General features: G+C 54.8%; 21 protein-coding genes and 1 tRNA gene. 11 read left to right on the top strand and 11 right to left on the bottom strand.

The features are described from left to right. Positions 1-288: 288 nt before the first annotated feature. Positions 289-564: a SpoVG family protein gene (locus GTO89_RS04660; RefSeq protein WP_161261025.1), complete on the bottom strand. Its 276-nt coding sequence runs from the start codon at positions 562-564 to the stop codon at positions 289-291. Between the two features lie 277 nt (positions 565-841). Here GTO89_RS04660 and GTO89_RS17070 point away from each other — a divergent pair, with 277 nt between their 5' ends. Genes GTO89_RS17070 through GTO89_RS04650 form a run of 3 tightly spaced genes read left to right on the top strand, consistent with a single transcriptional unit; the run spans position 842 to position 1,675 of the window. Then, entirely contained in the window at positions 842-1,246 is a 405-nt protein-coding gene (locus GTO89_RS17070; protein ID WP_170294370.1) for a DUF3885 domain-containing protein, read from the top strand. After that, on the top strand, positions 1,228-1,332 hold the full coding sequence (locus tag GTO89_RS17925) for a DUF3885 domain-containing protein (protein WP_161260901.1): 105 nt from the start codon (positions 1,228-1,230) through the stop codon (positions 1,330-1,332). Before GTO89_RS17070 ends, GTO89_RS17925 begins: the two co-directional genes overlap by 19 nt. Positions 1,333-1,345: 13 nt before the next feature. Beyond that, positions 1,346-1,675 (top strand): hypothetical protein, encoded by a 330-nt coding sequence (locus GTO89_RS04650; RefSeq protein ID WP_161260900.1) that lies wholly within the window; start codon positions 1,346-1,348, stop codon positions 1,673-1,675. 111 nt (positions 1,676-1,786) lie between these two features. Here GTO89_RS04650 and GTO89_RS04645 read toward each other — a convergent pair whose 3' ends face one another. Beyond that, positions 1,787-2,584 (bottom strand): C40 family peptidase, encoded by a 798-nt coding sequence (locus GTO89_RS04645; RefSeq protein WP_161260899.1) that lies wholly within the window; start codon positions 2,582-2,584, stop codon positions 1,787-1,789. A 219-nt stretch (positions 2,585-2,803) separates the two neighbouring features. Further along, the gene (locus GTO89_RS04640) at positions 2,804-3,244 is read right to left on the bottom strand and encodes a hypothetical protein (protein WP_161260898.1); all 441 of its coding nucleotides are present in this window, start codon (positions 3,242-3,244) and stop codon (positions 2,804-2,806) included. 324 nt (positions 3,245-3,568) lie between these two features. Between GTO89_RS04640 and GTO89_RS04635 the strand changes: the two genes are divergently transcribed. Further along, positions 3,569-4,282 (top strand): hypothetical protein, encoded by a 714-nt coding sequence (locus tag GTO89_RS04635; protein WP_161260897.1) that lies wholly within the window; start codon positions 3,569-3,571, stop codon positions 4,280-4,282. On the opposite strand, the gene GTO89_RS04630 is transcribed toward GTO89_RS04635, so the two are convergent. The 3 genes from GTO89_RS04630 to GTO89_RS04620 form a co-directional block, all read right to left on the bottom strand. Next, entirely contained in the window at positions 4,279-4,761 is a 483-nt protein-coding gene (locus tag GTO89_RS04630) for a hypothetical protein (protein ID WP_161260896.1), read from the bottom strand. The genes GTO89_RS04635 and GTO89_RS04630 overlap by 4 nt on opposite strands. A gap of 14 nt (positions 4,762-4,775) precedes the next feature. Next, entirely contained in the window at positions 4,776-5,537 is a 762-nt protein-coding gene (locus tag GTO89_RS04625) for a DUF5683 domain-containing protein (protein ID WP_161260895.1), read from the bottom strand. Positions 5,538-5,951: 414 nt separating this feature from the next. After that, positions 5,952-6,800 carry a lipid II flippase Amj family protein gene (locus tag GTO89_RS04620; protein WP_161260894.1) on the bottom strand — a complete coding sequence of 283 codons (849 nt, stop codon included), beginning with the start codon at positions 6,798-6,800 and terminating at the stop codon, positions 5,952-5,954. Positions 6,801-7,072: 272 nt separating this feature from the next. On the opposite strand from GTO89_RS04620, the gene GTO89_RS04615 reads away from it, so the two are divergent. Then, positions 7,073-7,148: transfer RNA gene (locus tag GTO89_RS04615), tRNA-Lys, on the top strand. A gap of 256 nt (positions 7,149-7,404) precedes the next feature. Here the strand turns inward: GTO89_RS04615 and leuS are convergent. The 5 genes from leuS to GTO89_RS17135 form a co-directional block, all read right to left on the bottom strand. Further along, positions 7,405-9,984: a leucine--tRNA ligase gene (gene leuS, locus GTO89_RS04610; RefSeq protein ID WP_161260893.1), complete on the bottom strand. Its 2,580-nt coding sequence runs from the start codon at positions 9,982-9,984 to the stop codon at positions 7,405-7,407. Positions 9,985-10,272: 288 nt separating this feature from the next. Continuing rightward, positions 10,273-10,509 (bottom strand): hypothetical protein, encoded by a 237-nt coding sequence (locus GTO89_RS04605; protein WP_161260892.1) that lies wholly within the window; start codon positions 10,507-10,509, stop codon positions 10,273-10,275. An 87-nt stretch (positions 10,510-10,596) separates the two neighbouring features. Then, positions 10,597-11,244 carry a DedA family protein gene (locus GTO89_RS04600; RefSeq protein WP_161260891.1) on the bottom strand — a complete coding sequence of 216 codons (648 nt, stop codon included), beginning with the start codon at positions 11,242-11,244 and terminating at the stop codon, positions 10,597-10,599. A gap of 12 nt (positions 11,245-11,256) precedes the next feature. Further along, positions 11,257-12,009 carry a class I SAM-dependent DNA methyltransferase gene (locus GTO89_RS04595; protein WP_161260890.1) on the bottom strand — a complete coding sequence of 251 codons (753 nt, stop codon included), beginning with the start codon at positions 12,007-12,009 and terminating at the stop codon, positions 11,257-11,259. An 88-nt stretch (positions 12,010-12,097) separates the two neighbouring features. Continuing rightward, positions 12,098-13,186 (bottom strand): peptidylprolyl isomerase, encoded by a 1,089-nt coding sequence (locus tag GTO89_RS17135; protein WP_204758210.1) that lies wholly within the window; start codon positions 13,184-13,186, stop codon positions 12,098-12,100. A 409-nt stretch (positions 13,187-13,595) separates the two neighbouring features. On the opposite strand from GTO89_RS17135, the gene GTO89_RS04585 reads away from it, so the two are divergent. The 6 genes from GTO89_RS04585 (at position 13,596) to GTO89_RS04560 (ending at position 25,245) form a co-directional block, all read left to right on the top strand. Continuing rightward, entirely contained in the window at positions 13,596-14,081 is a 486-nt protein-coding gene (locus GTO89_RS04585; RefSeq protein ID WP_161260889.1) for a MarR family winged helix-turn-helix transcriptional regulator, read from the top strand. Beyond that, positions 14,075-15,832, top strand: coding sequence for an ABC transporter ATP-binding protein (locus tag GTO89_RS04580; RefSeq protein ID WP_161260888.1), 1,758 nt, complete (start codon positions 14,075-14,077; stop codon positions 15,830-15,832). Before GTO89_RS04585 ends, GTO89_RS04580 begins: the two co-directional genes overlap by 7 nt. Further along, a complete protein-coding gene (locus tag GTO89_RS04575; RefSeq protein WP_161260887.1) occupies positions 15,829-17,811 on the top strand; it encodes an ABC transporter ATP-binding protein in 1,983 nt (660 codons plus the stop codon). The genes GTO89_RS04580 and GTO89_RS04575 overlap by 4 nt, the downstream gene beginning before the upstream one ends. 211 nt (positions 17,812-18,022) lie before the next feature. Further along, a complete protein-coding gene (locus GTO89_RS04570; protein WP_161260886.1) occupies positions 18,023-19,507 on the top strand; it encodes a TIGR02677 family protein in 1,485 nt (494 codons plus the stop codon). A 1-nt stretch (position 19,508) separates the two neighbouring features. Further along, positions 19,509-20,780 (top strand): TIGR02678 family protein, encoded by a 1,272-nt coding sequence (locus GTO89_RS04565; RefSeq protein ID WP_161260885.1) that lies wholly within the window; start codon positions 19,509-19,511, stop codon positions 20,778-20,780. A gap of 145 nt (positions 20,781-20,925) precedes the next feature. Continuing rightward, positions 20,926-25,245: a TIGR02680 family protein gene (locus tag GTO89_RS04560; RefSeq protein WP_161260884.1), complete on the top strand. Its 4,320-nt coding sequence runs from the start codon at positions 20,926-20,928 to the stop codon at positions 25,243-25,245. Positions 25,246-25,248: the final 3 nt, after the last annotated feature.

Below are 25,248 nucleotides of genomic sequence, written 5' to 3'. Positions count from 1 at the left end.
TCAATTTCGTCTCGCAAACCATGTACCCATGTAGGAAAGGGACATGGTTTTTGAACATTTCGTACCGGCAGAAGAGAATCCTATGCGTAATACAGCACAAAGATAGGACTTTCTTGGTGACTTAAGCGAATCCCGGTGGTGTCTCCCTCACAAATAAAAAAGCGACTACGCTGCGCTCAATGCATCACAACGTGTCGCTCTGATTTTCTACCCTGATTGAACAAGCAGTCGGGAAGAGATGAATGACCCATTTTGGTGGAGGAATCTTTTTTCAAGGTAGGCAGAGCCCTAGCATTCCTTGTTGCCCTTGGATTCGATGATAAATAAATGAAAGGCATCAAATACGGCTTTGGACAGACTATCCCGCGCCTCTTGCGAAATGGGATGCACAATATCTTGATAAATCCCCTCCGGTGATACCTGGCTCGGCATGGCAATAAATAAACCCTTTTTTCCTTCAACCACTTTAATCTCATGAACAGCAAATGCATCATCAAAGGTTACCGACACCAATGCTTTAACAGGTCCATTGAGGTTGATTCTGTTTAGGCTTACGTCCGTGATAACCGTTTAAAACAGCCCCACTTCTCCCCTTAGAAATATCCTAAACATATTGTATAACTTTTGAACAACCCGCGCAATGGTAGTATTAACTAATTATGCAAATCACCTGATAGGAAAAATGATTGACCACAGCCAAAGATCCATAATATGATTAGAAATGAAAAATCCTGGGAACCTCTAAATTCAATGGGACGAAGATAGAAAATTCGAATCTATATCGTAAAAGAGGGATTTCGCTTTATTTACAAGTGAGTGCTATGGAAAAAGGAGAGATAATATGGGCAATCGCTTAGACGAATACCTGTCTAACCACTTTCCTACGTTCGATTTCTTTCAATATTACTTCGATCGTTCCCTTTATCGGATTCGATTTGAGGTCGGAGACGATACGTATGAGGGAGATGATTTAAAAATATATTTGCAAGGCGCCTATGCTCGCTCCATTCAGTTGTTTAAAGAATTGCACGCGCCAACTGATGATCTAATATTAATATTAATTAACTCAGAATATAGAAGGACTTTACCTAATAAGCGAAAAAAACTAAATTTCTTTCAGCGTTACTTGAAAAACCGACAATTGCTAAAAAGACTATCTTGTCGTACCGTAGCGCATCCTGACTTCAATCCTGAAGATAGTGTTGACGCGGACTTGACGCTATTTCCATGTCTGCCGATCCATTAAGGGCCGCTTTTGAACGGTATAACGAATGGGTTTTAGATTATGATCGCGAGTGGATTGAAAAGCAATTTTTGCCGTCTTTACGGTGAAGGATGCCCTGTTGTGACATCAACATTAGGGTTCAACTCAGTCAGAAAGGTTGCGGGAGCATTGATCATTGAAGTGAGACTATGCATTGACAAAGAATATATATCTTGCCCTGCCAAGGTGGGAAGAAACATTAAAAAATTACGGGAAGAGTTTTTAGATTGGTTGTACGACAGCGCCATTGATCATCCCTATTGGTTATATCGAGATGGCGAAAAATACGGCGTCCATTACAGAGGAGATGCCTTTGTTTACTGGTTAAACCATCGCCGGTATCACAGAACCTGCGCCAAGATGGTTATTTTAAAGCCTGGCGATCAGGTGAAAAAATGGATCTTCTTTTAAATCTTAAACATCCAAACCGGCTACATGATCGTGCGATACATTTTTCGTAAAAGGCCGCTATGGGCCGAGCAAGCTCGGCCCATAGCGGCCTTTCTCGCTGCTTCAAAAAAACTACTGAATGACGCGCCGGGCCGTAACGTACGTTTTTACGTAATAGGGATTATCAATGCTCCGGATGACGACTCCGACCCCTGTTCCGGCCGCTTCAATAAAATCGCGATTGCCGATATAAATGCCGACGTGACCGATTCGTTCGATCCCCGGAAGGTTCTTCGTGCTGTCATTCCAAAAGAATAGCAGATCGCCCTTGCGGAGTTGATCCCGAGAAACGGCCGTTCCCTGCATGGCCTGATCAGAGGCGACCCGGCGAAGCTGGATGTTGTTGACACCGAAGACATACTGCGTATAACTGGAGCAATCAAAAGCCGTCGTATCCCAGGGCCTTGCCCCATAAACATAGCGGGTCCCAAGATATTTTTTTGCCGTAGCGATGACATTATCGGCTGTTTGGCTGGCAGACAACTTCGGCGGAGGCACAACCGGCACTTTCAGCACTTGACCGGGGAGCAGGTTCGCCGGATTCTTGACCTGAAGATTCGCCGCGATCAGTTGATCAAGAGGAACACGTGTTTTTTGCGAAATCTTATAAAAGGTATCTCCTGAAACAACAGTGTATTGGGTGATCGGGATTTGAATCACCTGGCCGGGATACACTACATCAAAGGTAAAGTTGTTTTGACTCATGATCTGCTGAACGGTTACTCCCCATTTATTTCCGATGTTCCATAGAACGTCGCCGCCTTTCACTGTGTAGGAAGTGGAATAAGCGTGAGCGATCCCCGGCAGCATCATGGTTCCAACGATAGCCAGCGTAGACAGCAGCATTTTGGCATAAGTCGTTTGTTTCATTGCTTCCGCCTTTCGTTGTCGTTTGGTCATGGTGTTGGATGGTTGACGAAAAAACGGCAATCACGGATCCGGAAGCGGACAACATTCTCATGCCAAAGCTTTCGTTCTATCCCTTCGTTTTGTGGGGGTCGTGTCTTTCAGGGGAAATTTTGCATAAAAAGACCACCTGATCGATTTTTAATCGATCAGGTGGTCTTCGTACTTGAATTGCATCAATTGTTAGATAACTCTGTTTATGGGATCACCTATGCGGAACTCATTTGGCAATATCTCATTTAATTTTTCTATACTGATAGATGTTTCATGTACTAACTTGTAAAGGTTATACGCCTTTCCGTTCTTTATTGCGAGTACATTAAGCTTAGAATTAGGACCTTTCAATGGAGCGTTATATACTCTATAACCTTCTACCTCACCTAAAAACTCAATTTTTAACACGTTTAATTCTTCATTGCAATACTCAGAATGGGAGCGGTCTTGTTTTATTAATCTTTCATCATCATCCCTAATATCATCATATGGGTTTACATAGAAATTTTTTTGCTGTGTAACAATGTTATTGCCATCTTTGTTGTTCACATTTCCAGAACTTCCGTTCTGACAAGACGTTAATATCAAAGCAATAACGATCGCTAAGAAGACATTTGACTTATTAACCAATCAATCTCCCCCTAAAACGCATGACCACAATTATCGGATGCGGAATGTCAAATCGCCGAGTTAAGACACAACGCAGGGTACCTTCCGCTCGCAGGTCCCTCAAGGAGATCCTATTGAAAATCAACTGCATACATGATCATAAAAGCAACTTGTAGCTTCAAATCTATATCCATTATGAGGAACCCATAATTTTCTGTAAAGAACAGATTTCATCTATTGCTCTTTATTGTCGACATTATTGTCTTTAACGTGGAGATTGAGGAAGGAAAAAGACAAATTCCTACAGAACTTCCTCCCTGTATCGCTACTCTGGAGGCATGTAATGTGAAACAAACTATAATCATTCTCTTCTTCGCATTAATGTCGATTTTTACATTAAGCGGCTGTGGTACGATCTCAACTATCGAATCCCCGAACCCGAACCCAATCCCAACCGCTAAAAATGATACACAGACACCGACCACATTGCCCAATAATGCAGTTCAAAGTAAGGCTAGAATTGCTTCCAACTTGGTAAACGCTATAGACACTCCGTTTGTTTCCAGATATATTGAGGCTCTCGATATCTGTCTTAGCGGGAATAACGAACTGATCTTTACGAAGTCAGAAGGTATTCCGTCAGAGCAGCTATATATATTCGCCATTTACGCGATTGATCAGGAGTTTTTCGCCAGGCACAGTCCAAACGAATCTACAAGCAGCGGTGATGCGTTTTTTGATCGAAAGGACAGAAAATATCACATCCCTGTGCCCACGATCCACAACGTACTGGACAGGTACTTTGAAAAAACTATATTCGACCCTACTAAAATTGACGGTTATGACCCTGCAAAAAATGAAATAGTCACAAAAATTTTTGCAGGATTCGGAGGAGCAAGAAATATAAAGGTTTCAAAGGTAGAACAAATATCCAATGACTCAATAAGGATTACCGCTGATTTTTACAACATGGATAACAGCATGGTGATATACAGGAAAATTTACACAATGAAACATACGGCGAATGGTTGGAAATACATTTCGATCACAAAAAGCTAAGTGTCGACATTTGCAACCGCATCTTTTTTAACTTCTGAGGCTTTTCCAACGGTTAACGCGCCATACTTCCACATTGTTTCAATGAATCGTACCGACTGTTCTCTTGAGGTTTGTACAATAACTATGACTTCCGGAAGATCGTTATCACGCTTTGTGTGAAGCCCCTTTTTTATAAAGAGATATAACCAATAGCCGACATTAAAACCTATAAATGTGGCAATCAGTCCCCAAAGAATGGGCCCCAGTTCAAGACTGAATCCGACAGCAGTTCCGATCACAGCACTAGCGGTAGCGGATGCCATACCAACCTCAATAGCGTTGGCATGCAAATCACGGGGCCCGCCTAAAAACTCAATAGTATTCTTAGGGGCAGCATCCATCTGAACGATTAGTATTTTTTGTCGAGAAATTCCGTCATGTTCCAATTCCCCAAGGGCTTGTTCCAGCTCAAATGAGCATTTAAATGTTCCAATAACCAACAATTTCGCTACCCCTATTCGGGAAACACTCTAACGTCAGACTTACGATAGCGTTCCGCAAGAAACTGACGTTGCTCTGTTCTGAAAAGTCGATTCAGTTCCCTCGCTGTGATAAAAGCATAATATACGGACCCTCCCAAAACAGATGGCATAAAAAGTAACCAGGAGGGCTGAATCACCGTAATTGATTCTTGAACGTTACCGAGCAACAACAGAATTAATGATTCGTGCGCATGTGATAATGTGACATAGATCCACCACCACGTCATGGCGTAGAAAGCTAACGCGAACTGATGATTATATAGTTGCCCTAATCCTGGAAATAGCAACGAGTATACAACAGCCACCCAAGGTTTTTTCGGTTCAATATACTGCAATTCTAAAGGTCGAAAGTTAACTGCAGCTAATCTTTCGTTTTCAAGTTGTGCTAAATGAGATAATTTGTTTTGAATTAGAGCAGAACGATAGGAGTCCCAAATAATCAAAAAATATAAAAGCACATAAACAATTACCCATCGAGGTTGAAGCACCGATTTTGCCATCTCAAACTTACCACAAAACGAATAAATAATCGCCAAGTTAATATTTGTCACGCTGTTTATGCCCACTTCGGCTAAGGTTAAGAGAGTTCCCCTTATATATTGGTTTAGCAGATAGTGTCCAAAACCCGGAAAAGATGCTGACCACCAGGCGACCATGTATGGGTTCTGGTGGCGTAAGAAACTTACTCCATAAACGCTTATTGTTGCGTATGGACGACGAACCTTGTTCTTCATCGAGTAATGTCCTTCACACAAATAATTGCCCATATATTTTGCGAGGTATCTTTATCAATTATTCGAGATCGTTCACATTCGCCCGTCCAATAGCAAAAAAACGCCTTTCCTCGGGGCGACCAATAGAAGCAAGCCGCGGGGCGTCACCAGCGTTTCCGGCGAGAGCTGTTGACGCACGAATTTCTCATTCTCGATGAGTTACGGCATCATTTTCGTTTGATTAGCACCCGTCTGTATTTGGAGGAATTAAAACGTTTATCCACATAGTAGTCGACTATGTTCATGAATATCTTTATAGTGACTACGTTAAAAACAATAATGCATAGCAATCCCAAAACGTTTTTCATTTTGATCACTCCCTTTAATTCCTATTAAACACGAGAAAAGATTCGTAAATTTCTGTATAAATATCAATTAAATAACCCGGGTAACGAACTGAATGACTTTAGCGGAAGGCAATAGGAGCAATTGCGCAAAAAGGGTTCCGGCGATCCGACTAAATGCCATGTACATGACAAGTGACTTCACCTCTTCTTCTGATCTTTTGCCATTGATCGCTTCATCGGTATATATTGCTGTAACGGGATCGATGAGCGTAGCAAGCAGGATCGTCGCCATGCCGTTTATGACTGCCGCCAAATACCCGGCGGTTTGGCGATACTCAGGCGCCAACACCCCAGCGTACATGGCAGATAAAACTCCCGTCGAAAATATCGCTGTTACGATAATATTCAATATGATCGTTTTTGTAGGAATCGTGCGCTCTTCTCTCATTCGAGTGATAACCGCAACGTTTGGGAGTTGCACGTCCTCGAGCAAATGCTTAAACCGGCGAAAGGAGAGCGTAGCCAGCAACAACTTCGGAACCGATCCGGCTTTTTCAAGCAATAGAATGCTCTTTGAAAAAATTCGTGTAAAACTGGGAATCAATAAAGTCCCGCAAACAGTCCCTGTTGTTGCGCCTAAAAGGATACATCGGAGTTGTCTATCGACGGATTCTACAAAAAGCAAGTATGCCTGGGAACTATCGTTGCTGATGTTCGAGAGTAGCAGATTGCTGGCCTCTATCCCTTTGGCCATTAGTGGCGCCTGAAAAGTATTCGCCGTACTCGCTAAAAGGAATAACACACTAAACAATGAATAGGCCATTGATACCCGCCGTGTTCGAACTCCGGCCAGTCTTACCGAATAGTTAAATGTCTGAAACATATGAATGAATGCCGTTAATCCAAAAATCAGGGTCAAACGAAAATCTGTAAGCATTGCACTCTTCCTTCTATTAAACTCATAGATTCAAAAAGCTAGGCGCTTTTATTTTTGCCGTTAGACACTCGCGTCATCCTAAATACAAGTATTCACCCTTTAAATGTAAAGCAAAATTATTCATAATCCAATGGTTTACACGAAAAAAAGTCCAGGACTACTGCCCTGAACGGTTACGCTTCGTTATCGAACTTTCCTTTTTACTCCATCAAAAATTAGATGATTGGTGTTTGCAAATGCAAAAATTATGTGGTATAATAAATTTTGTCGATGGACTTGTAGCTCAATTGGTAGAGCACTCGACTCTTAATCGATAGGTTCTGGGTTCGAGTCCCAGCAAGTCCACCAAACGATATAAAGCCTCCCGCTTGCGGGGGGTTTTTTTACGTGTTCGGAGAATGGTAGGGCTGGAATCCACCCAAACCTGTATAGCTGGTTTCCGACTATAAAGGGTCGACCAAAGAATTTCTCAACCAGTCGAGTCAACAGTTTGGCTTTGCATTGCCAAAGTTTTAGATGACTTTCATCATTACTTTGCTATACAAGGTATTTCCGACAGGTGATACTAGCAATAAAGCCCCGGGTCACCCCGGGGCTTTGCACACTACTTCACCACAATATTCACCAATTTATTCGGCACCGTAATCACCTTCACCACACTCTTCCCAGCGATCAGCGCCTGCACCTTCTCCGTCTCCAGCGCCTTCGCCTTCAACGCTTCGCCGTCCAAGCCATTGGTCACTTGCAGCTTCTCACGGACCTTGCCGTTGATCTGAACGACCACTTCCACTTCGTCCCGGACGAGGGCTTGTTCGTCGTAGTTGGGCCAGGGCTGTTTGTAGACCGAGTCGCCGCCGCCGATGACCTGCCACAGTTCTTCGCAGATGTGCGGGGCGAAGGGGGCCAGGACGAGGACGAGGCGGGCCAGGGCGTCTTTGACGAGGGGGATGTTCTGCTGTTCGGCAGGAACTTTGTCCTTGTACTGGTAGAGGTGGTTGACCATCTCCATGATCGTCGAGACGGCTGTGTTGAAGTTGAAGCGCTGGCCGATGTCTTCGGTCAGCTTTTTCACTGTGTAGTGGGCCACCCGGACCAGTTCGCGGTCGTCGTTGTTTAAGGCGGAGAGGTCATAGCCCTTTGCCGCGAGCTTCACATCAGTTTGCCCTGCCACGGGTTGCGCCGCGCCGGTCTGCCCGTCCCCGCTCCCCACCAGCGTCCCCGCCACGCCGGCGATCGGCTCGCTGTAGGCGTGGACAAGCCGCCAGACGCGGTGCAGGAAGCGGTGGGCGCCTTCGACGCCCCGGTCGCTCCACTCCAGGTCGCGCTCGGGCGGGGCGGCGAAGAGGATGAAGAGGCGGGCCGTGTCGGCGCCGTATTTGGCGATGATCTCTTCGGGGCTGACGGTGTTGCCTTTCGACTTGGACATCTTGGAGCCGCCCATAAGGACCATGCCCTGGGTGAGCAGGTTTTCAAAGGGCTCTTCGACCTTGACCAGCTTCAGGTCGTAGAGGACTTTGGTGAAGAAGCGGGCGTACATGAGGTGCAAAATGGCGTGTTCGACGCCACCGATGTACTGGTCCACGTTCATCCAGTAGTCCACGTCTTCTTTAAGGAAGGCGTGGTCTTTGTCCTTCGGCGTGCAGTAGCGCAGGAAGTACCAACTGGAGCAGACGAAGGTGTCCATCGTGTCTGTCTCGCGCCGGCCTTTGCCGCCACACTGGGGGCAAGTGCACTCGTAGAAGTCAGGACGGGTGGTCAGGGGCGATTCGCCGGAGGGGGTGAACTCCACGTCGGTGGGCAGCATGACCGGGAGCTGTTCATCGGGGACGGCCACTTCGCCGCACTTTTCGCAGTAGATGACCGGGATCGGCGCGCCCCAGTAGCGCTGGCGCGAGATCAGCCAGTCGCGGAGGCGGTAATTGACCTTGCGGACACCCTTGCCTTCCCGCTCCAGTTTATCGGCGATGACGTCGAGGGCTTGCGTGTTGATCAGGCCGTCGAACTCGCCCGAGCGGACGAGACGGCCTTCCTCTTCATAGGCGTGGTCCATCTCCTCCACGTCCAGGTCAGGCAGGCCCTCGGGCTGGATGACCACTTTCATGGGGATGTTGTATTTGGTGGCGAACTCAAAGTCGCGCTGGTCGTGGGCTGGCACGCCCATGACGGCGCCGGTGCCGTAGTCGACGAGGACATAGTTGGCCAGGTAGACGGCCACTTTATCGCCGGTCAGCGGGTTGATGCAGTAGTGGCCGGTGAAGACGCCCTCTTTTTCCGTGTCGTTCGCCGTGCGGTCCATCTCGCTCTGGCCGAGGACTTTTTTGATGAAGGCGCGCAGCTCCACCTCGCGGGGGTTGCCGCTCACCAAGCTTTCCACGGCGGGATGCTCCGGCGCCAGCACCATGTAGGTGACGCCGAAGATGGTGTCCTGGCGGGTCGTGTAGACGGTCAGCTTGTCCACGGCGCCAACGGGGTTTTCCAAGGCAAAGTCAGCCTCGACGCCTTCGGAGCGGCCGATCCAGTTTTCCTGCATCGTCTTGACCTTATCGGGCCAGCCGGGCAGTTTGTTCAGGTCGTCCAGGAGGCGCTGAGCGTAGTCGGTGATGCGGAAGAACCACTGCTCCAGGGCTTTCTTCTCAACGGTGGCGTCGCAGCGCTCACAGAGGCCGTCGACGACCTGCTCGTTGGCGAGGACGGTGGCGCAGTCGGGGCACCAGTTGACGTTGGCCTTTTTCTTATAGGCCAGGCCGGCCTTGTAAAGTTGCAAGAAGAGCCACTGGGTCCATTTGTAGTAGTCAGGGTGGCAGGTGGCCACTTCCCGCTCCCAGTCATAGGAGATGCCCATGGACTGGAGTTGGCGGCGCATGTTGGCGATGTTGCTCCAAGTCCAGTCGGCGGGAGGCACCTTGTGCTTGATGGCGGCGTTTTCGGCGGGCAGGCCGAAGGCGTCCCAGCCCATGGGGTGCAGCACGTTGTAGCCTTGCATCGTCTTGAAGCGGGCGACGACGTCGCCGATGGAGTAAACGCGCACATGGCCCATGTGCAGGTTGCCCGAGGGGTAGGGGAACATCTCCAAGCAGTAGTATTTGGGCCGGCCCGGTTCCTGCTGGAGTCGGAACATGTCATGGTCAGCCCAATGTTTTTGCCATTTCGCTTCAATCTGCTGGTAGTCGTAGCGTTCTTGCATCGGTGTGGATTCCTCCCAAACGAATATCGATCCCTTTTTCATCCATCCCTATTTCTTTGGAAAAAGATAAAACCTTCCCGCCCGCCATGGGACGAAAAGGTTCTTTCCGCGTTACCACCCAAGTTGCCGCGCCGGGGGACTTGCCATTGTGTCATGCCTCCAGGCTCTTTCCTGAGAGGCGTTTCATCGCGAAAAGGCTGTCGCTCGAAGACAACCCTCGCCAATGGTCGGTCCGCTGCCGGGATCGGCCGCTCGTGCCAGGGATAACGGTCCCGCAACCGTCTGGGCTTAGGAGAGGTGACAACGGCCCGATGGGCTGCCGGTTGCCGCTTCACCGTTGGCGCCTAGGCACAGCGGTGAAACGTTCCGTCGTTCTCTCTTCGGCCCTGCGACTCCCGGGCGAGATTCGACCGCCTCTCCCCTGCCTCGCACCGGCCGGCAGGTCTCTGGAGGAGGATGGGCGGCGTACTGCTCCCGTTCTTCGTCGTTTTCGTCATATCCGTATTCGTGATCTCGGGATCTCATTACGGGGTCATATGTTTCCTATTATAGCATTTCCCGTAGCAAATGCAATTTAATCGACATCAATCCTTGATGTCCAGTCCTTACCGTTTAATCCTTACGGTTCATCTGGGTCCGGCTCTCCCGGTAGTCCTTCATCTTGTGCCAGAGCCACCAGGCGCCGATGAGGCCGATGATGGCGATGATGACGATGTCCAGGTCGTGGCCGTATTTGCGGATGGACTGCCAGTTTTCGCCGAGGACATAGCCGATGTAGGCGAGGGCATAGCACCAGGGGAAAGAACCCAGCAAGGTGTAGAGGGTGAATTTCTTCACGTCCATCCCGGCGATGCCCGCCGGCAGGGAGATGAAGGTCCGTATGACCGGCAGGATGCGGCTGATAAAGATGGCCGCCTCGCCGTACTTGTCAAACCAGCGCTGGGCCATGTTGAATTCTTTGCGAGAGATGAACCAGCCGAAGTACTTGAAGATAAACTCCTCGCCAAGGGCTCGCCCCGCGAAGTAGGCGGCCAAAGAGCCGATGACATTGCCCACCGTGCCGGCGACAGCGGCGCCGAAGAGGGTGATCGAGCCCTGGTAGGCCATGAAACCGGCCATAGGCATGATGATCTCTGAGGGCAAGGGGATGCAGGCGCTCTCGATGGTCATGCCGATGACGACGCCGGCGTAGCCGAAGGAGTTCAGGTAGGTGACGATTTGGGTCAGAAACACCTCGATGACTTTGATCAGATCGCTCAACGACGACTCTCCTTAACTGTTTGTTTTCCGGGCCACCAGGTAGAAACGCTCACTCGTGGCGGTCGGGGCGTTGCCGGCCAAGTCGCCATAGAGCCCTTCGACGGTAAGGCCAGCCTGGACGACGGCGCTTTCGATCTCCTCGCGGGTGTGCCAGATCTGGTAGTGGCTCTCCTCAAAGCGCTCATAGAGGCCGTCCGGTCGGGAGACAAAGAAGAGCAGATTCATCTCCACCGTCCGGGTGTCTGCGTCATAGTCGTTGGACCAGATGTAGGCCAGATCCTCCCGGACTTCTGTAAAGGTTTCGTTGCCGAGGACCGTCGCCAGTTTGTGCTCCGTGTGCAGATCGGCCACCAGCACGCCGCCCGGGGCGAGGGCGGCGGCGACGCCTTTTAAGGTCTGGGTCAGATCCTCCTTGGAAGGAAGGTAGTTCAGGCCGTCAAGGAAGCAGACGATGGCGTCGGCCTGCCGCGGGTATTCGAGCCGCCGCATGTCCTGGTTGAGGAGGAGCAGTTGACCCCGTTCCAGGTATTCCTCCTGGCGATCGGCGCAGACGGCCAGCATGTCCGGCGAGAGGTCGACGCCGACGACGCGGTAGCCCCGCTTTAGCAGCCGTTCGGTGATGGCGCCGGTCCCGCAAGCCAGATCGAGGACAGTGGCCGGTCGGAGGCCGAACCGGGCAAAGACGCCCTCGGTGAAGTCCACCCATTCGTCATAGTTGACATCAGCCATCAGCCGGTCATAGACACCGGCCAGGAGTTCATACATGCTGTTCATCTCCGTTTTTTGATTCTGTCAGACATATGTTTTTCATTTTACCATGGTTGCCAGGGATTTCAAACGCTGAGACCGGCAGTTATTTCTCCTCCACCGACACCCCATAGATGATCACATCGAAGAGGGGGCTGCTGACCTCGTTCCCCTGCCCTTTTACGACGGGAACAGCGGCGATTCGCTTGACCACGTCCATGCCGGAGGCGACCTCGCCGAAGACGGTGTAGTTGGGGTGGCTGTTCAGTCCCTTGGCCTCGTCACCGGTGCAGATGAAAAACTGGCTGCCGTTCGTGTTCGGACCGGCGTTGGCCATGGCGACGACGCCAGGGGCATAGGGGATTTTCGCCGGCAGTTCGTCGGCGAATTGATAGCCGGGGCCGCCTGTTCCGTTCCCCAGGGGATCGCCTGTCTGGATCATGAAGTCTTTCATGATCCGGTGGAATCGGATGCCCTCATAGTAGTGCTGACGAGCCAGGTAGATGAAGTTGTTGACAGTCTGGGGCGCGTCTTGAGGATGGAGTTTGATGGTGATATCGCCGAAGTTGGTGGTGACGACAGCGCTGTATTCTTTTTTGACGTCGATGGTCATGGGCGGCGCCTGGGGGTACATCTTATTTCTGGCGACGACCGTCTTTTCCGGGATGGCCTGGAGCGTCACCGTGTTCGTGTCCCCGTTCCAGTCGGTGTTAACACCGTACACGGCGCTGATCAAGGCCAGCGGAACCATGACGCGATCGTCGCGCCGGACCGCCGATGTGTCCAGGCTCGCCTTCCGGCCGTCGATATAGGCAACCGGCTGGTCAAGGGGGATGGAGATCTTCCGGCCCCGGTATTGGATATCGGCCATCTGCGTGGCGTCATTCCATTTCACCTCTGCGCCCAGTTGTTCACTGACGAAACGCACGGGGACCATGGTGCGCCCATCGTCGTTGACAAAGGGTTTGGCGTCGGGGAACGAGACGGTCGCACCGTTGACACGGATGGTGACCGTGTGGGCGGCGGCCGCAGTAGTGGCGCCTTCGTTGGCGCTGACCGCGCCGACTGAACTGATTGCGCTGGTGCTGTCGGCCCCGGTGGGCTCGGTTCCACCATCGGTCACGGCGGCCTCACCGGCGATGGGCGCGGCGAGGAGCATCATGGAACAGACAAACATAGCAGCTCTTTTTTTCAACGTTTATTCCTCCTAAAAATAATCACACTCGTCGTGTCTATGTAAGCAGGGCCGTTGTATCGCGTTCAGCGCCAAGGAACCGCCTCGGCTTGTCTCCTCGGCAGCCTGCCTGGGCAACCGTGTCCCCATCTGTATATTGGCTACAGCGACAGAAAATCCTTTTTCCTGACTTCTTTGCCCTTTTTCGACGCCCCTTCCCCCTTCTCGGTTGCAGCCACGGTTTGTCACCTTGGACTTCTTCCCGCTACCCCAAATGCCACCGGAAAAACCAATCATGAAACGTTGACGCTGTTGGGAGGGCGGCCATATAATTAGTTAGGTTAACAAATTTTTTACCGTTCTCATCAGCGTCTCTGTGTAGCGAATCCCATCGTTTCCTTTGTTGAAACAATCAGTGAGGTGAAAAAAGATGGATGAAGGCAGTACGGCCCAAACACTGCTGCAAGCCTTCATGCGGTTCAAGCGGATGGAGTGGCACCAGCGAAACGTCCTCGGCTACAAGCCCAGTGAGATCAAACTGCTCTTTTGCATTCATAAAGGGCGAAGAGCCGATTCACCGGGGATGAAGCTGTCGGAAATCAGCCAAACCCTCCGGGTGACGCCCCCCACGGTGACCCAGTTGATCAAGGACTTGGAGTCGAACGGCCTCGTAGAACGGGCCTTCGATCCGACCGATCGGCGCGCCGTCCTGGTCCGGTTGACGCCCAAGGGCGATGCGTTGACTGCCGCCGCCTCCGAAGCTTTTGTGCGCGCCTTTGAAGCATTGGTGGCCCATCTGGGTGAGGACAAGAGCCGGCAACTGGCCCTGTTATTAAATGAGGTCTTCCAGTATTACACGACGAAAGAACCGCCGGCCCCCCAACCTCCGGTCAAGAAAGAGGATGGCCTATGCTAAAACTGTACCGTTTTCTGCGCCCTTTCCGCTTTTTCGTGGCCCTGCTCCTGGCGCTGCTCTTTTTGCAATCCCTGTCCGAACTGTATCTGCCCACGTTGATGGCCGATATGGTGAACACCGGCGTTATCACCGGCGACAGCGGCTACATCATGCGCATCGGCGTCATCATGCTCTTCGTGGCGGCCGTCGGGGGGAGTTGTTCCGTCGCAGCCAGTTACCTGTCCGCGAAAGCGGCCACCGGTTTTAGCCGCAATCTCCGGGGCGCTCTCTTCGCTCATGTGGAGGGCTTCTCCCTCCAGGAGTTTGACCGTTTCGGCGCCGCCTCGCTGATCACGCGGACGACGAACGATATCGGCCAACTGCAACAGGTGTTGACGATCATGCTGCGCATGATGATCAGCGCGCCGCTGATGTGTGTCGGCGGCATCATCATGGCCGTCGCCCGCAACGCCCACCTGTCGCTCGTCTTCGCCGCCGTCGTCCCGATCTTGGCGGTGACCATCTTCGTCATGGCCCGCCGGGGGATCCCCCTCTATCGGGCCATCCAGGTGAAACTGGACCGGTTGAATCAGGTGCTCCGGGAAAACCTGACCGGCATCCGCGTGATCCGCGCCTTCAACCGCGTCGCTCACCAGCAGGCGCGCTTCACCCAGGCCAACGAGGACTTGACCGAGGCGGCGATCCGGGTGAACCGCATCATGGCCGCCCTGATGCCGATCATGATGCTGGTGTTGAACTTCTCGATCATCGCCATTGTCTGGTTCGGCAGCCTGCGCGTTGAGAGCGGAGACATGCTGATCGGCGACTTGATGGCCTTCATCCAATACGCCATGCTGATCCTGTTTTCGCTGATGATGGCCGCCTTTCTCTTTGTCTTGATCCCCCGCGCAGCGGCGTCGGCTGCCCGCATCAACGAAATCTTCGACACGGCGCCCACGATCGACGACCACGCGCCAAAGATCGACAACCTATCGGGCTCCGCGGCGCTGCCTCCGGCAGACTCGCCTGTGAGCGCCCTCACTTTCGACCATGTCACCTTTGCCTATCCCGGCGCCGAACAGCCGGTACTGTCTGACATTTCCTTTACGGCCTGTCCCGGCGAGATCACGGCCATCATCGGCGGCACCGGTTCGGGCAAATCGACGCTGTTGAGCCTGATCCCACGCTTGTATGACATCGAAGGCGGTCGCATCCTTTTGGACGGCGTCGACATCCGCGATCTGGCGCAGCAAGACCTGCGCGCCCGGATCGGCTATGTATCGCAAAAGGCGCTGCTCTTTTCTGGCACCATCGCCGAGAACGTCCGTTACGGCAACAAAGCCGCTTCCGATGAGGAGGTTTTACAGGCCTTGTCCATCGCCCAGGCCAGCGCGTTCGTCGCTGACCGTTCCGGCGGGATGGACGCCCCCATTGCCCAGGGCGGCGCCGACCTGTCGGGCGGGCAAAAGCAGCGCCTCTCCATCGCCCGCGCCCTGGCGCGAAAGCCCGACATCTACCTTTTTGACGATAGCTTCTCGGCTCTCGACTTTAAGACTGACGCCAAGCTGCGGGCCGCCCTGGAACGGGAGATCGCCGGCGCCATCGTGCTGATCGTGGCGCAACGGGTGACGACCATCATGGACGCCACCCGCATCATCGTCCTCGATCAGGGACGCGTCGCCGGCATCGGAACTCACAGGGAATTGTTGAAAACCTGTGACGTTTACCGGGAAATCGTGGCATCGCAACTTTCAGAGGAGGACGCCGCATGAGCCAGACCAGGCAAACGAAAACAGCGCCGCGCGCCGGTTTCAGCCCCGGAGGCGGTCCGGGCGGCGGCCCTCCCATGGGGATGCCGGTGCAAAAGGCCAAGGATGTAAAAGGGACGCTGCGCCGGCTGTCCGCTTACCTGCGCCCCCACAGGCTCTCGCTGTTCACCGTCTTGATTACGTCCCTGCTCAGCACCGTCTTTTCCATCGTCAGCCCCAAACTGTTGGGAAACGCCACAACCCGGCTCTTCGATGGGTTGATGGCCAAGCACCAAGGGCTCCCTGGCGCCGCCATCGATTTCCCCTATATCATCCATATTCTGCTCGTCCTGGCCGGCCTTTACGGCTTGAGCGCCCTTTTTGGGTATGTGCAGCAGTATGTGATGGCCGGCGTAGCGCAAAAAACAGTCTACGCCCTCCGGCAGGATGTGAACGAAAAACTGGCGCGTCTGCCCCTGCGCTACTTTGACGCCAGCTCCCACGGCGAGACGCTGAGCCGCGCCGTCAATGACGTGGACAACATCAGCAACACCTTGAGCCAGAGCCTGACCCAGTTGATCACTAACGTGGTGACGATTCTCGGCGTCATCGTCATGATGGTGGTCATCAGCCCCTGGATGACGTTGATCTTGCTGATCACATTGCCCCTGAGCGCCATCGTCCTTAAAAGCATCGCCTCCCGCTCCCAATCCCAGTTCATCAACCAGCAAAAAACACTGGGAGAACTGAACGGGCATATTGAGGAGATGTTTTCGGCCCATCCCGTCGTGAAAGCCTACGGGCAGGAAGCGGCGGCGATCGCCAAGTTCAACGCCGTCAATGGGTCGCTCTATGAAGCCGGCTGGCGAGCCCAGTTCATCTCGGGCATGATCATGCCGCTGATGATGTTCATCAACAATATCGGCTATGTCCTCGTCTGTGTCGCCGGCGGCCTGCTGGTGACGAGGGGGTCGATTGAGATCGGCGATGTGCAGGCCTTTATCCAGTACGCCCGCCAGTTTGCCCACCCCATCACCCAGACGGCCAACATCGTCAATGTGATTCAATCGACCATCGCCTCGGCGGAACGGGTCTTCGAACTGCTCGATGAGGCGGAAGAAATACCAGATGGGACCTTTGGCGACGACGCCGATTCGGCCGCCGTGGAGGCAAACAGCCCTGCGACTTTGCCGGCTCAGGAGATCGGAGCCGCCCCTTCGGACGTTACCCTTCCCCAAAAGGAAATGACGCCGAAAGGCAACGTCACCTTTGAAAGGGTCTCCTTCCGCTACAAGGCGGATCAGCCGCTGATCGAAGACCTGACCATCCAGGTCAAGGCCGGGCAACGGGTTGCTATCGTCGGCCCCACCGGCGCCGGCAAGACGACACTGATCAATCTCTTGATGCGCTTTTATGAGGTCGACGGCGGCTGCATCACCGTCGACGGCGTCGATATCCGCCGCCTTCGCCGCAGCGATCTGCGGCGCTGTTTCGGCATGGTCCTGCAAGACACCTGGCTGTTTCAGGGCACCATCCGGGAAAACATCGCCTATGGCCGCGAAGGCGCCACAGAGGAGGCGATTGTCTGCGCTGCCAAAATGGCCAACGCCGACCGCTTCATCCGCACCCTGCCCGAGGGCTACGCCACGGTTCTCAATGAGGAGGCCTCCAACATCTCGCAGGGGCAAAAGCAGCTCCTGACGATCGCGAGGGCGCTCCTGGCCGATCCGGCCATTTTGATCCTCGATGAGGCCACGAGCAGCGTCGATACGCGCACAGAAGCGCTGATTCAAAAGGCCATGGGCAAACTGATGCAGGGGCGGACCAGCTTCGTCATCGCCCACCGCCTGTCCACGATCCGCGAGGCTGATCTGATCCTGGTCATGGATCATGGACGCGTCATCGAGCAGGGGACCCATGGGGAATTGCTGGCCCAGGACGGCTTCTATGCCGAACTGTATCGCAGCCAGTTTCGCGATGGCGGACTGCCCCAGGCTGGGTAAACTATGCCGATCCCCCAGGTAACGTCAGTTTCGTGTCATAAAGATGAAAAAGCAGAAGGCTGTCGCCTGAGCGGGCAGGGCCTTCTGCTTTTATATTGTCTTGATCCTTTCTCACCTCTCAATAATTACATATAGGAGAAACTGGCAATCATCGTAATATGCACCTATAATACTGATCAGTACCGACAAAAAACGACACCAAGGAGGCCCTATGTCCGAACACCTCCTCCGCCCTATTCCAGAACTCGCTTATCTTAATGCGGCCAACACGCCGCGCTACCGCCTGATCATGCGCTTTTTTTATGAACAGCACCTGCGCCTGCACTACTGGCTCAAGCCGGAAGAGGTGTTCGAAGGCGTTTGCCGTTTTCAACTGCTTCCCAACTACAGCATGGACCAGTGCCAGCAGGACTTGAACGCCCTCGTTCAGTGGAAAAACCTGGCTCCTCGCCACGACGGCGGCCGTTCCAGCACGATCGAGGAGTATCTGCGGAAGAAGTACCGCTACCAGATGACGCCGTACTCCGTAGAGATCGAACGCATGGTGGCCGGCCTGGAGACGATCCGCGGTTACGGCGGCTCCCTGGAACCAACCCTCCTTGACACCATCTCTGCCAATCTCCGGCGCATCATCGAAGGGCAGGGCGATTTTTCCGCCGACGAAGCGCTTCCCCTCTGGCGCACGACCTATGAGGCCTTCACCAAGCTGACGGAGAACGCCTCTGACTACATCGCTTCGCTGCAAAGCGCCAAGGCCGAAGAACTGATGGCCACCGAGGCCTTCTTGGTTTACAAAAACACCTTGACAGAATACCTGCGCAACTTCGTCCAGAACCTGCAGCGCAGCGCCTTTCGCATCGAAGGCCTGCTGGAGACGGTTCCGCCGGGAACGATGGAACGGCTCTGTCAAAAGGTCCTCCGCGATCTGGCCGCCTTGCCGGTCATTGACGACCGGCCCAGTGAGGTCGAAGAAGCGGACCGGTTCACCCGGGAGTGGCGCGCCCTTGTTCGCTGGTTTATCGGCGAAGACGGCGAAACCAGCGACATTCAGTACCTGGAACAGGCGAGCAAGGACACGATCGCCAAAATCGTGCGCTGCGCCCTGCGCATCCAGGAAAAGCGACTGAGCGGCCTCTCGCGCAGGCGCGAGTTGGCCTATCTCGGTCAGTGGTTTGCCTCTCTGGAAAATGATGTGGAGAGGGCGCACCGTTTGGCCGCTGCGGCCTTTGGCCTGTACCGGACGCGCCATTTCCAAGGGCATGATCACAAGGGCACCGAATCGGCCGACTTGGCCATGTGGACTGGGGCGCCGAATGCCTATGCCCTCCGTTCCCGCTCTCGTCAACGCCGCCGCGAAGGCGGCACCGACGCCATCGCCGACCATTCCCGTCAAAAGAGGGCGGCGCGACAGGTCTATCTGGCGGAGCGGAAGGCGGAACAGGATCTGCTGGCCCAGTTTGTCGCCCAGGGGCAGGTGCGCATCTCCGAGATGCCCGAGGTGTCTCCCTTCCTGCGCACCCATCTGCTGTACTGGATCAGCCGCTGCATGAACCAGCAGGGAAAAAGCTTTCGCACACCGGAAGGCGTGCGCATCTCCCTCCGCCATCCGGACGGTGGGCGCGCCCTCTTGCGTTGTCTCGATGGCGCACTGGACATGCCCAACTACATTCTGCACTTTGAAGGAGAAGCCCAGTAAGATGCCTATCATATCACCGGCTTCCGAAAAAAAGTCGCCGCCGGCGGTTTTACCCACAGGGGATGGGACAGGCAAACGATCGCTCCGCCGGCGCTTTTCTCCAGGGTCTGCCGATTACTTCCACCAGGAACGCATCGCCTGCGCCCAAGCCCTGCTCAATCGCCCCTGGATCACGAAAGAGGCGGATCCCGACCTCTTCCAGGCCATCAAGCAGCACTATGAAGAACTGCGCAGCTTTTTCCAGGACTACTGCGATTTTGTCCTCATCGTCACCCGGCAGGTGGCCAAGTTGGACAAATACCCCACAGCGCCCCAGCCCTGGATGGGCTTTGAGGAGTTCGCGACGAGCCGCGACTACATGTTCTTCACCTTCTGCCTCTGGTATCTGGAGGGAAAAAATGAGGTCGAGCAGTTTCTCCTGACCGACATGATCGAGGAGATCCGAAACCACCTGCTCGGCCTCGACATCGATATTGACTGGAACCTCTATGAGCACCGCCTCTCCATGGCGCGGGCGCTGCGCAAGCTGCGCGATTTGTCCATCGTCATCGCCGTTGACGGCGACGAGACGGAATGGAGCCGCAGCAGCGGCAGCGAACATAACGTCCTCTATGAGTGCGGCCAGGGAGCCGCCTTTGTGCTGCGCCGTTTCCCCCGCGATCTCTCCACCTACGGGAGCATCGAGGCGATCTGTGAAGGCGATTACGCCGACACGGAAGAGGGGCGCATTCGCCGTCGCCGTCACCGCGTCTTCCGCCGCCTGCTGCAAGAACCGGTCGTCTATGACGGGGACTTTACCGATGAGGAGCGCCAGTATGTGCTCACGCAACGGCGCTACATCCTGGAGACCCTGGAAAAACAGCTCGGTCTGACCGGCCAACGCTACAGGGAGGGGTTGATCCTCTTTCATCCTGATTTGACGGGCGAGTGCCAGCTCTTTCCCACGGCAAAAGCCATCTCCGATATTGCGCTGCTTTTCGCCGGCGAGGTGCGTCGCCGGCGTGCCCAGCAAAAGCCTGCCGGCGATGACGAGGGACACCGCATCGTCTTTACCTGGCAGGAGGCGGAGGCGCTGTTGCACCACCTGCGCGAACGGCACGGACGTCTCTGGAGCGCCCAATTCCGCGAAGCCAAGCTTCGCGAACTGGCCCAGGATCTCTTCGCCCATCTTCAAGAATGGAACCTGGGCGGCGTCATCGATGACCACCGTCTCTGGGTCGGCCCGGCTCTGGGGCGCTTCATCGGCGATTACCAGGCCGACTTTGACGAGTAGCAGGCATGTTTGACGGTTATGTAGCAGTCATTTAACGGTCATTTGATCGTAATTTGATGTTCATATTTGATCATCATTTGAACGTCTTTTGACGGCGTTACTGGTGGAATAGGCGAATGATCACGGTTGTAAGGAGATGATGCCCTTGACTTCCCCACGCTGGCGAATGCACCGCGCCGGGATTTTGAATTTCTGGTTTTATGATGATGAGGCGGAATTCGAACTGGCGTCAGGCCGGGCGATTTTTCGCGGCGCCAACGGCTCCGGCAAGAGTGTGACCATGCAGAGTTTTTTGCCGCTCGTCTTGGACGGCGACAAACGCCCCCACCGCCTCGATCCCTTCGGTTCTAAAGATCGCAGGATGGAGTACTACCTGCTCGTCGACGATGAATCGATCACCGACCGGACGGGCTACCTGTGGCTGGAGTTTTTCCATCCTCTTCAGGAACGGTACCTCACCATCGGCATCGGTCTGCGAGCGCGCCGCAACAATCCCCAGGTCGCTTTCTGGGGCTTTGTCGTCACCGACAACCGCCGCATGGGCAAGGACCTGTCCCTTTATCAGCTTGATTACAGCGATCCGAAGCAACCGCGCAAGATCCCGCTGACACGGCAGGCGCTGGCCGAACGGATCGGCGCAGGCGGCGAGGTTGTCTCTGAACAGGGCAAGTATAAGGCGCTGGTCAACCGCCATCTCTTCGGCTTCAATGACCTTGACGCCTACAGCGAACTGCTGGACTTGCTCATCCAGTTGCGTTCGCCCAAGCTCTCCAAGGACTTTAAGCCGACAACGATCTACGAGATCCTCGGCAATGCCCTGCCGCCGCTCCATGAAGAGGATCTGCGCCCCCTCGCCGAGGTTCTTGACGACATGGACCAGATCGGGGAACGCCTCGATGAACTGTCGCGCCACCAGGAGGATACGAACCGCCTCAATCAAAGCTACCGGCGCTATAACGAGCACCTGCTCTTCAGCCTTTCTAAGGAACTTGTGGAGAGACAAGGACTTCGCGATACAGCGGAAAAGGATCTCCGACAGAGCGAGCAGGAACTCAAGGAACTTGATGCTAAGCTCGCTTCTGAAAAGGAGCGGCAAGAAAAGGCGCAGCAAGCGCTGGCCGACTACAAGGCGGAGCGGGAGATGCTCAGCCAAAACGAGGCCTTCGCCACCCAAGGACAGTTGGACGCGAAAACCCGGGACCGCCAGTTTCTGGCAGAGAGGAAAAAGACCGCCGAAAATCGACTGGACGAAACGTGCCAGCGGCTTCAGAAAGCGATGGATCGAAAGGACGAAGCCGCCGAGACGATGGGAAAGGCGGCGGCAGAGCAGCAGTCGACCCTGGGCGACATGGCGGTTCTCGCCGGCGAGACTGATTTTCCCCTGCACAGTTTCCACAGCCAGCCCTGGGAAGGGGCCATCCCGGAAGAGGATGGGGGTTTTGAAACCTGGCAAAAGGATTGGCAAGGGCACCGGCATCGCCTGGAGGAAGCGGAGAAACAGGCCCGCGCCGTGGCCACGCTGCACCAGCGCAAAAACGACGCCGAAAACGCCCTCAGCGACGCTCAAAAAGCGAAAGACCGGGCGGAAGAGGAGTGGCGCCTTGCCGAAGATGCTCTGGAGGACGCCAAAGAAGCGCAACAAGCGGCGCTTTTTTCTTGGCGCGCGTCGCTGCGCCACCTGCCCCTGTCAGAAGAGCGTTTTCGCGAATCCCTCCATCACCTGGCCGGCTTTCCCGAAAAAGATTACGAAAAAGTCCGCCAGCCCATCCTGGCCGATTGGCAGGAGCGCAACCGGCAGATCGCCCATGACCGGGCCGGGCGGCTCCGGCAAAAGGAGGAACTGGAACAGCAGCGCCGGGAACTGACAGCCGAGCGGGAGCAGTGGCTCGCCCACAAAGAACCGGAACCGGCGCGACTGCCGGCTCGCCAGGCCTACCGCCAGCATCGACAGGAGTCAAATCCGGCCGGCGCGCCCTTCTACGCCTGTGTGGAGTTTCTCCCCTCTGTCGATGAACCGACCCGGGCCTGTTTGGAAAGCGCACTCGCCGAAGCGGGGCTGCTCGATGCCTGGGTCGGTCCCCAGGGCGTCGCCTGGGCGGAGACTGCCAAAGCCGGAGACGGCGCCGTCCCTCTCGACGAGACCTGGCTGCAGGCTGATCCGGAACTTCTCGGCATCACCCTGACCGATTACCTCTGTCCCCTTCCTCCGGAAGAGAGCGGCCTCGGCGACGGCGCCATCCTGGATCTGCTGCAAACGGTGCGCATCGCCGATCGGGATCAGGTCTTGCAAGGAAGCGGCGACAGCCCGGACCCGCGCGGCGTCTGGCTCAGCGCTGACGGCGCCTACCGCCTTGGCGCCCGTGTCGGCGTCGCGGCGGCAAAGCCTCTGGCCGAATTCATCGGCAAAGAGAGCCGCCGCCGCACCCGCCTGGCCCGCATCGCCGCTCTTGATGGAGCCATCGCCGAAATGGACGCCTCCATCACGGCTATTGCCGGAGAACTGGAACGCCTCAGCGCAGAAGCCGCTGGCCTGGATGGGGAATTGGCGCTGTTTCCGAAGGGCGAAGGCCTGCAGGCCGCTAACGGCGCAGTGATCACGCGACGCTTTCAATTCGATGCGGCTGATGGCGAGTGCGCCCGCCAGGATGAGCGGTTCCGTCAAGCGATCAAGGCCTATCAGGACGCCACAGCCGCCCTCCATGACTGCATGAAGGATCTGACGATCAAGCGGGATGAGCCTTCCCTTCGCATTGCTCTGGACAAGTTTGATCGCTATGGCCGCCTGTGGTTTCAGCTGAAGGCCGCTTGGGAACAGCATCGAGCCGCCAAAAAACACTTCGCCGATGCAGCGGCCGACGAGGCGGCTTACAATGATCAGGCTGACCGGGAAGAGGCCGAAATCGGCGATTATGAGCAGGAACTGCGCCGCCTCGACACAGAGATCGAGAGCCTGCAACGGCGACTGCGGGATATGGGCCTGGACGATATCATGCGCCGCCTCGATGAACTGCGCCGGCTGATCGCAGAGACGGAACAGGCGATCAGCGCTTATCACAAAAACCTGCCCAGATTGGCCGAGTCTCGCGGGAAAACCTTGACTGCCTATGAACAGCGCCACGCGGCGCTGGCAGCGGCGCAAAGGGAACTGCAACGCCTCCAATCCCAGTGGCTGTTGGAGTGGAAGCGCGGCCTTCTCCCCGATGTGGCCGACCTCTGCCGCTCCAACTCCAGTAAAAAGGTCTGGCGCGACCCCGCCCATCTCGCCGCCTCGGTTGGCCCTGCCGCCCACGCCGGCGATGCTTCCTTCTCTCCCCCCTCCGACCTCGCCGGCAGCGTTGATCAGACCGTCCTGGAAACCGTGTTGGACACGGCGCAGTTGCTCCTGCAACTGTGGCGAGGGCGTTACGAATCCCGTCTGGCCCAATCGATCACGAACGACCTCTTCAGCATCTTGAACACGATCCGCCAAACCCTCTTTCAGTATGTGCCCGAATCGCAGGAAGACGAGGCGACCGGACGAGTTCTCATCTATTTCATGCGCGATCGCCAGAACCCGATCACGCCGCAGCACCTGCTTGACGAGTTGACGCTGGCCAAGGAAGAGCAGATGCTCCTGTTAAACCAGAAAGACCGCGAACTCTACGAGGAGATCATCATCCGCGCTGTCGGCAAGACCATCCGCAATCGCATCCACCGGGCCGAGCAGTGGGTGCACCGGGTGAACGACCTGATGGGCCAGCGCAACACCTCCAGCGGATTGCGGTTGCAGCTGAAATGGGAGCCTCGTCCGGCCAGCAGCGAACGGGAACTCGATACGACCGCCCTCGTCAAGCTGTTGAAAACCAACCCAGATCAGCTTCACGATGACGACATCGATCGCATGGTTCAGCACTTCCGTTCCCGGATCGAGTGGGCCAAACAGGAATCAGAAGAAAAAGACTCCCTCCGCCACTGGGTGAACCAACTCCTCGACTACCGCAAGTGGTTCCGCTTCGTCCTCTATTATGAGAAAGGGGAAGGGACGCGCCGGGAACTGACCGACTCGCGCTTCAATGTGCTCAGCGGCGGCGAAAAAGCAATGAGCATGTACATTCCCCTCTTCGCCGCCACCTATTCCCGCTACAACGACGTGCGCCCGGAAGCGCCGCACATCATCTCCCTCGATGAAGCCTTCGCTGGCGTGGACGATGAAAACGTGCGCGATATGTTTGACCTGCTCACCCAGATGGATTTTGACTACATGATGACGAGCCAGGTGCTCTGGGGCTGTTATGACACGGTGCCCGATCTGTCGATCTATGAGATCTTCCGGCCGAAAGATGTGAACTATGTGACCTTGTTCCATTATCACTGGAACGGTCACCAAAAACGGTATCTGGAGAGCGGTTCTGTCGAACCATGGGATGGCGCCGCCGCGAAAAGCAGTGATGAGCCGGCCGACCTGCCTCTGCCGGAAGGAGCCTAACCG

The organism is Heliomicrobium gestii (genome assembly GCF_009877435.1).
Classification (GTDB): Bacteria; Bacillota; Desulfitobacteriia; order Heliobacteriales; family Heliobacteriaceae; genus Heliomicrobium; species Heliomicrobium gestii.
This window is presented reverse-complemented; position numbering and strand designations above follow the sequence as displayed.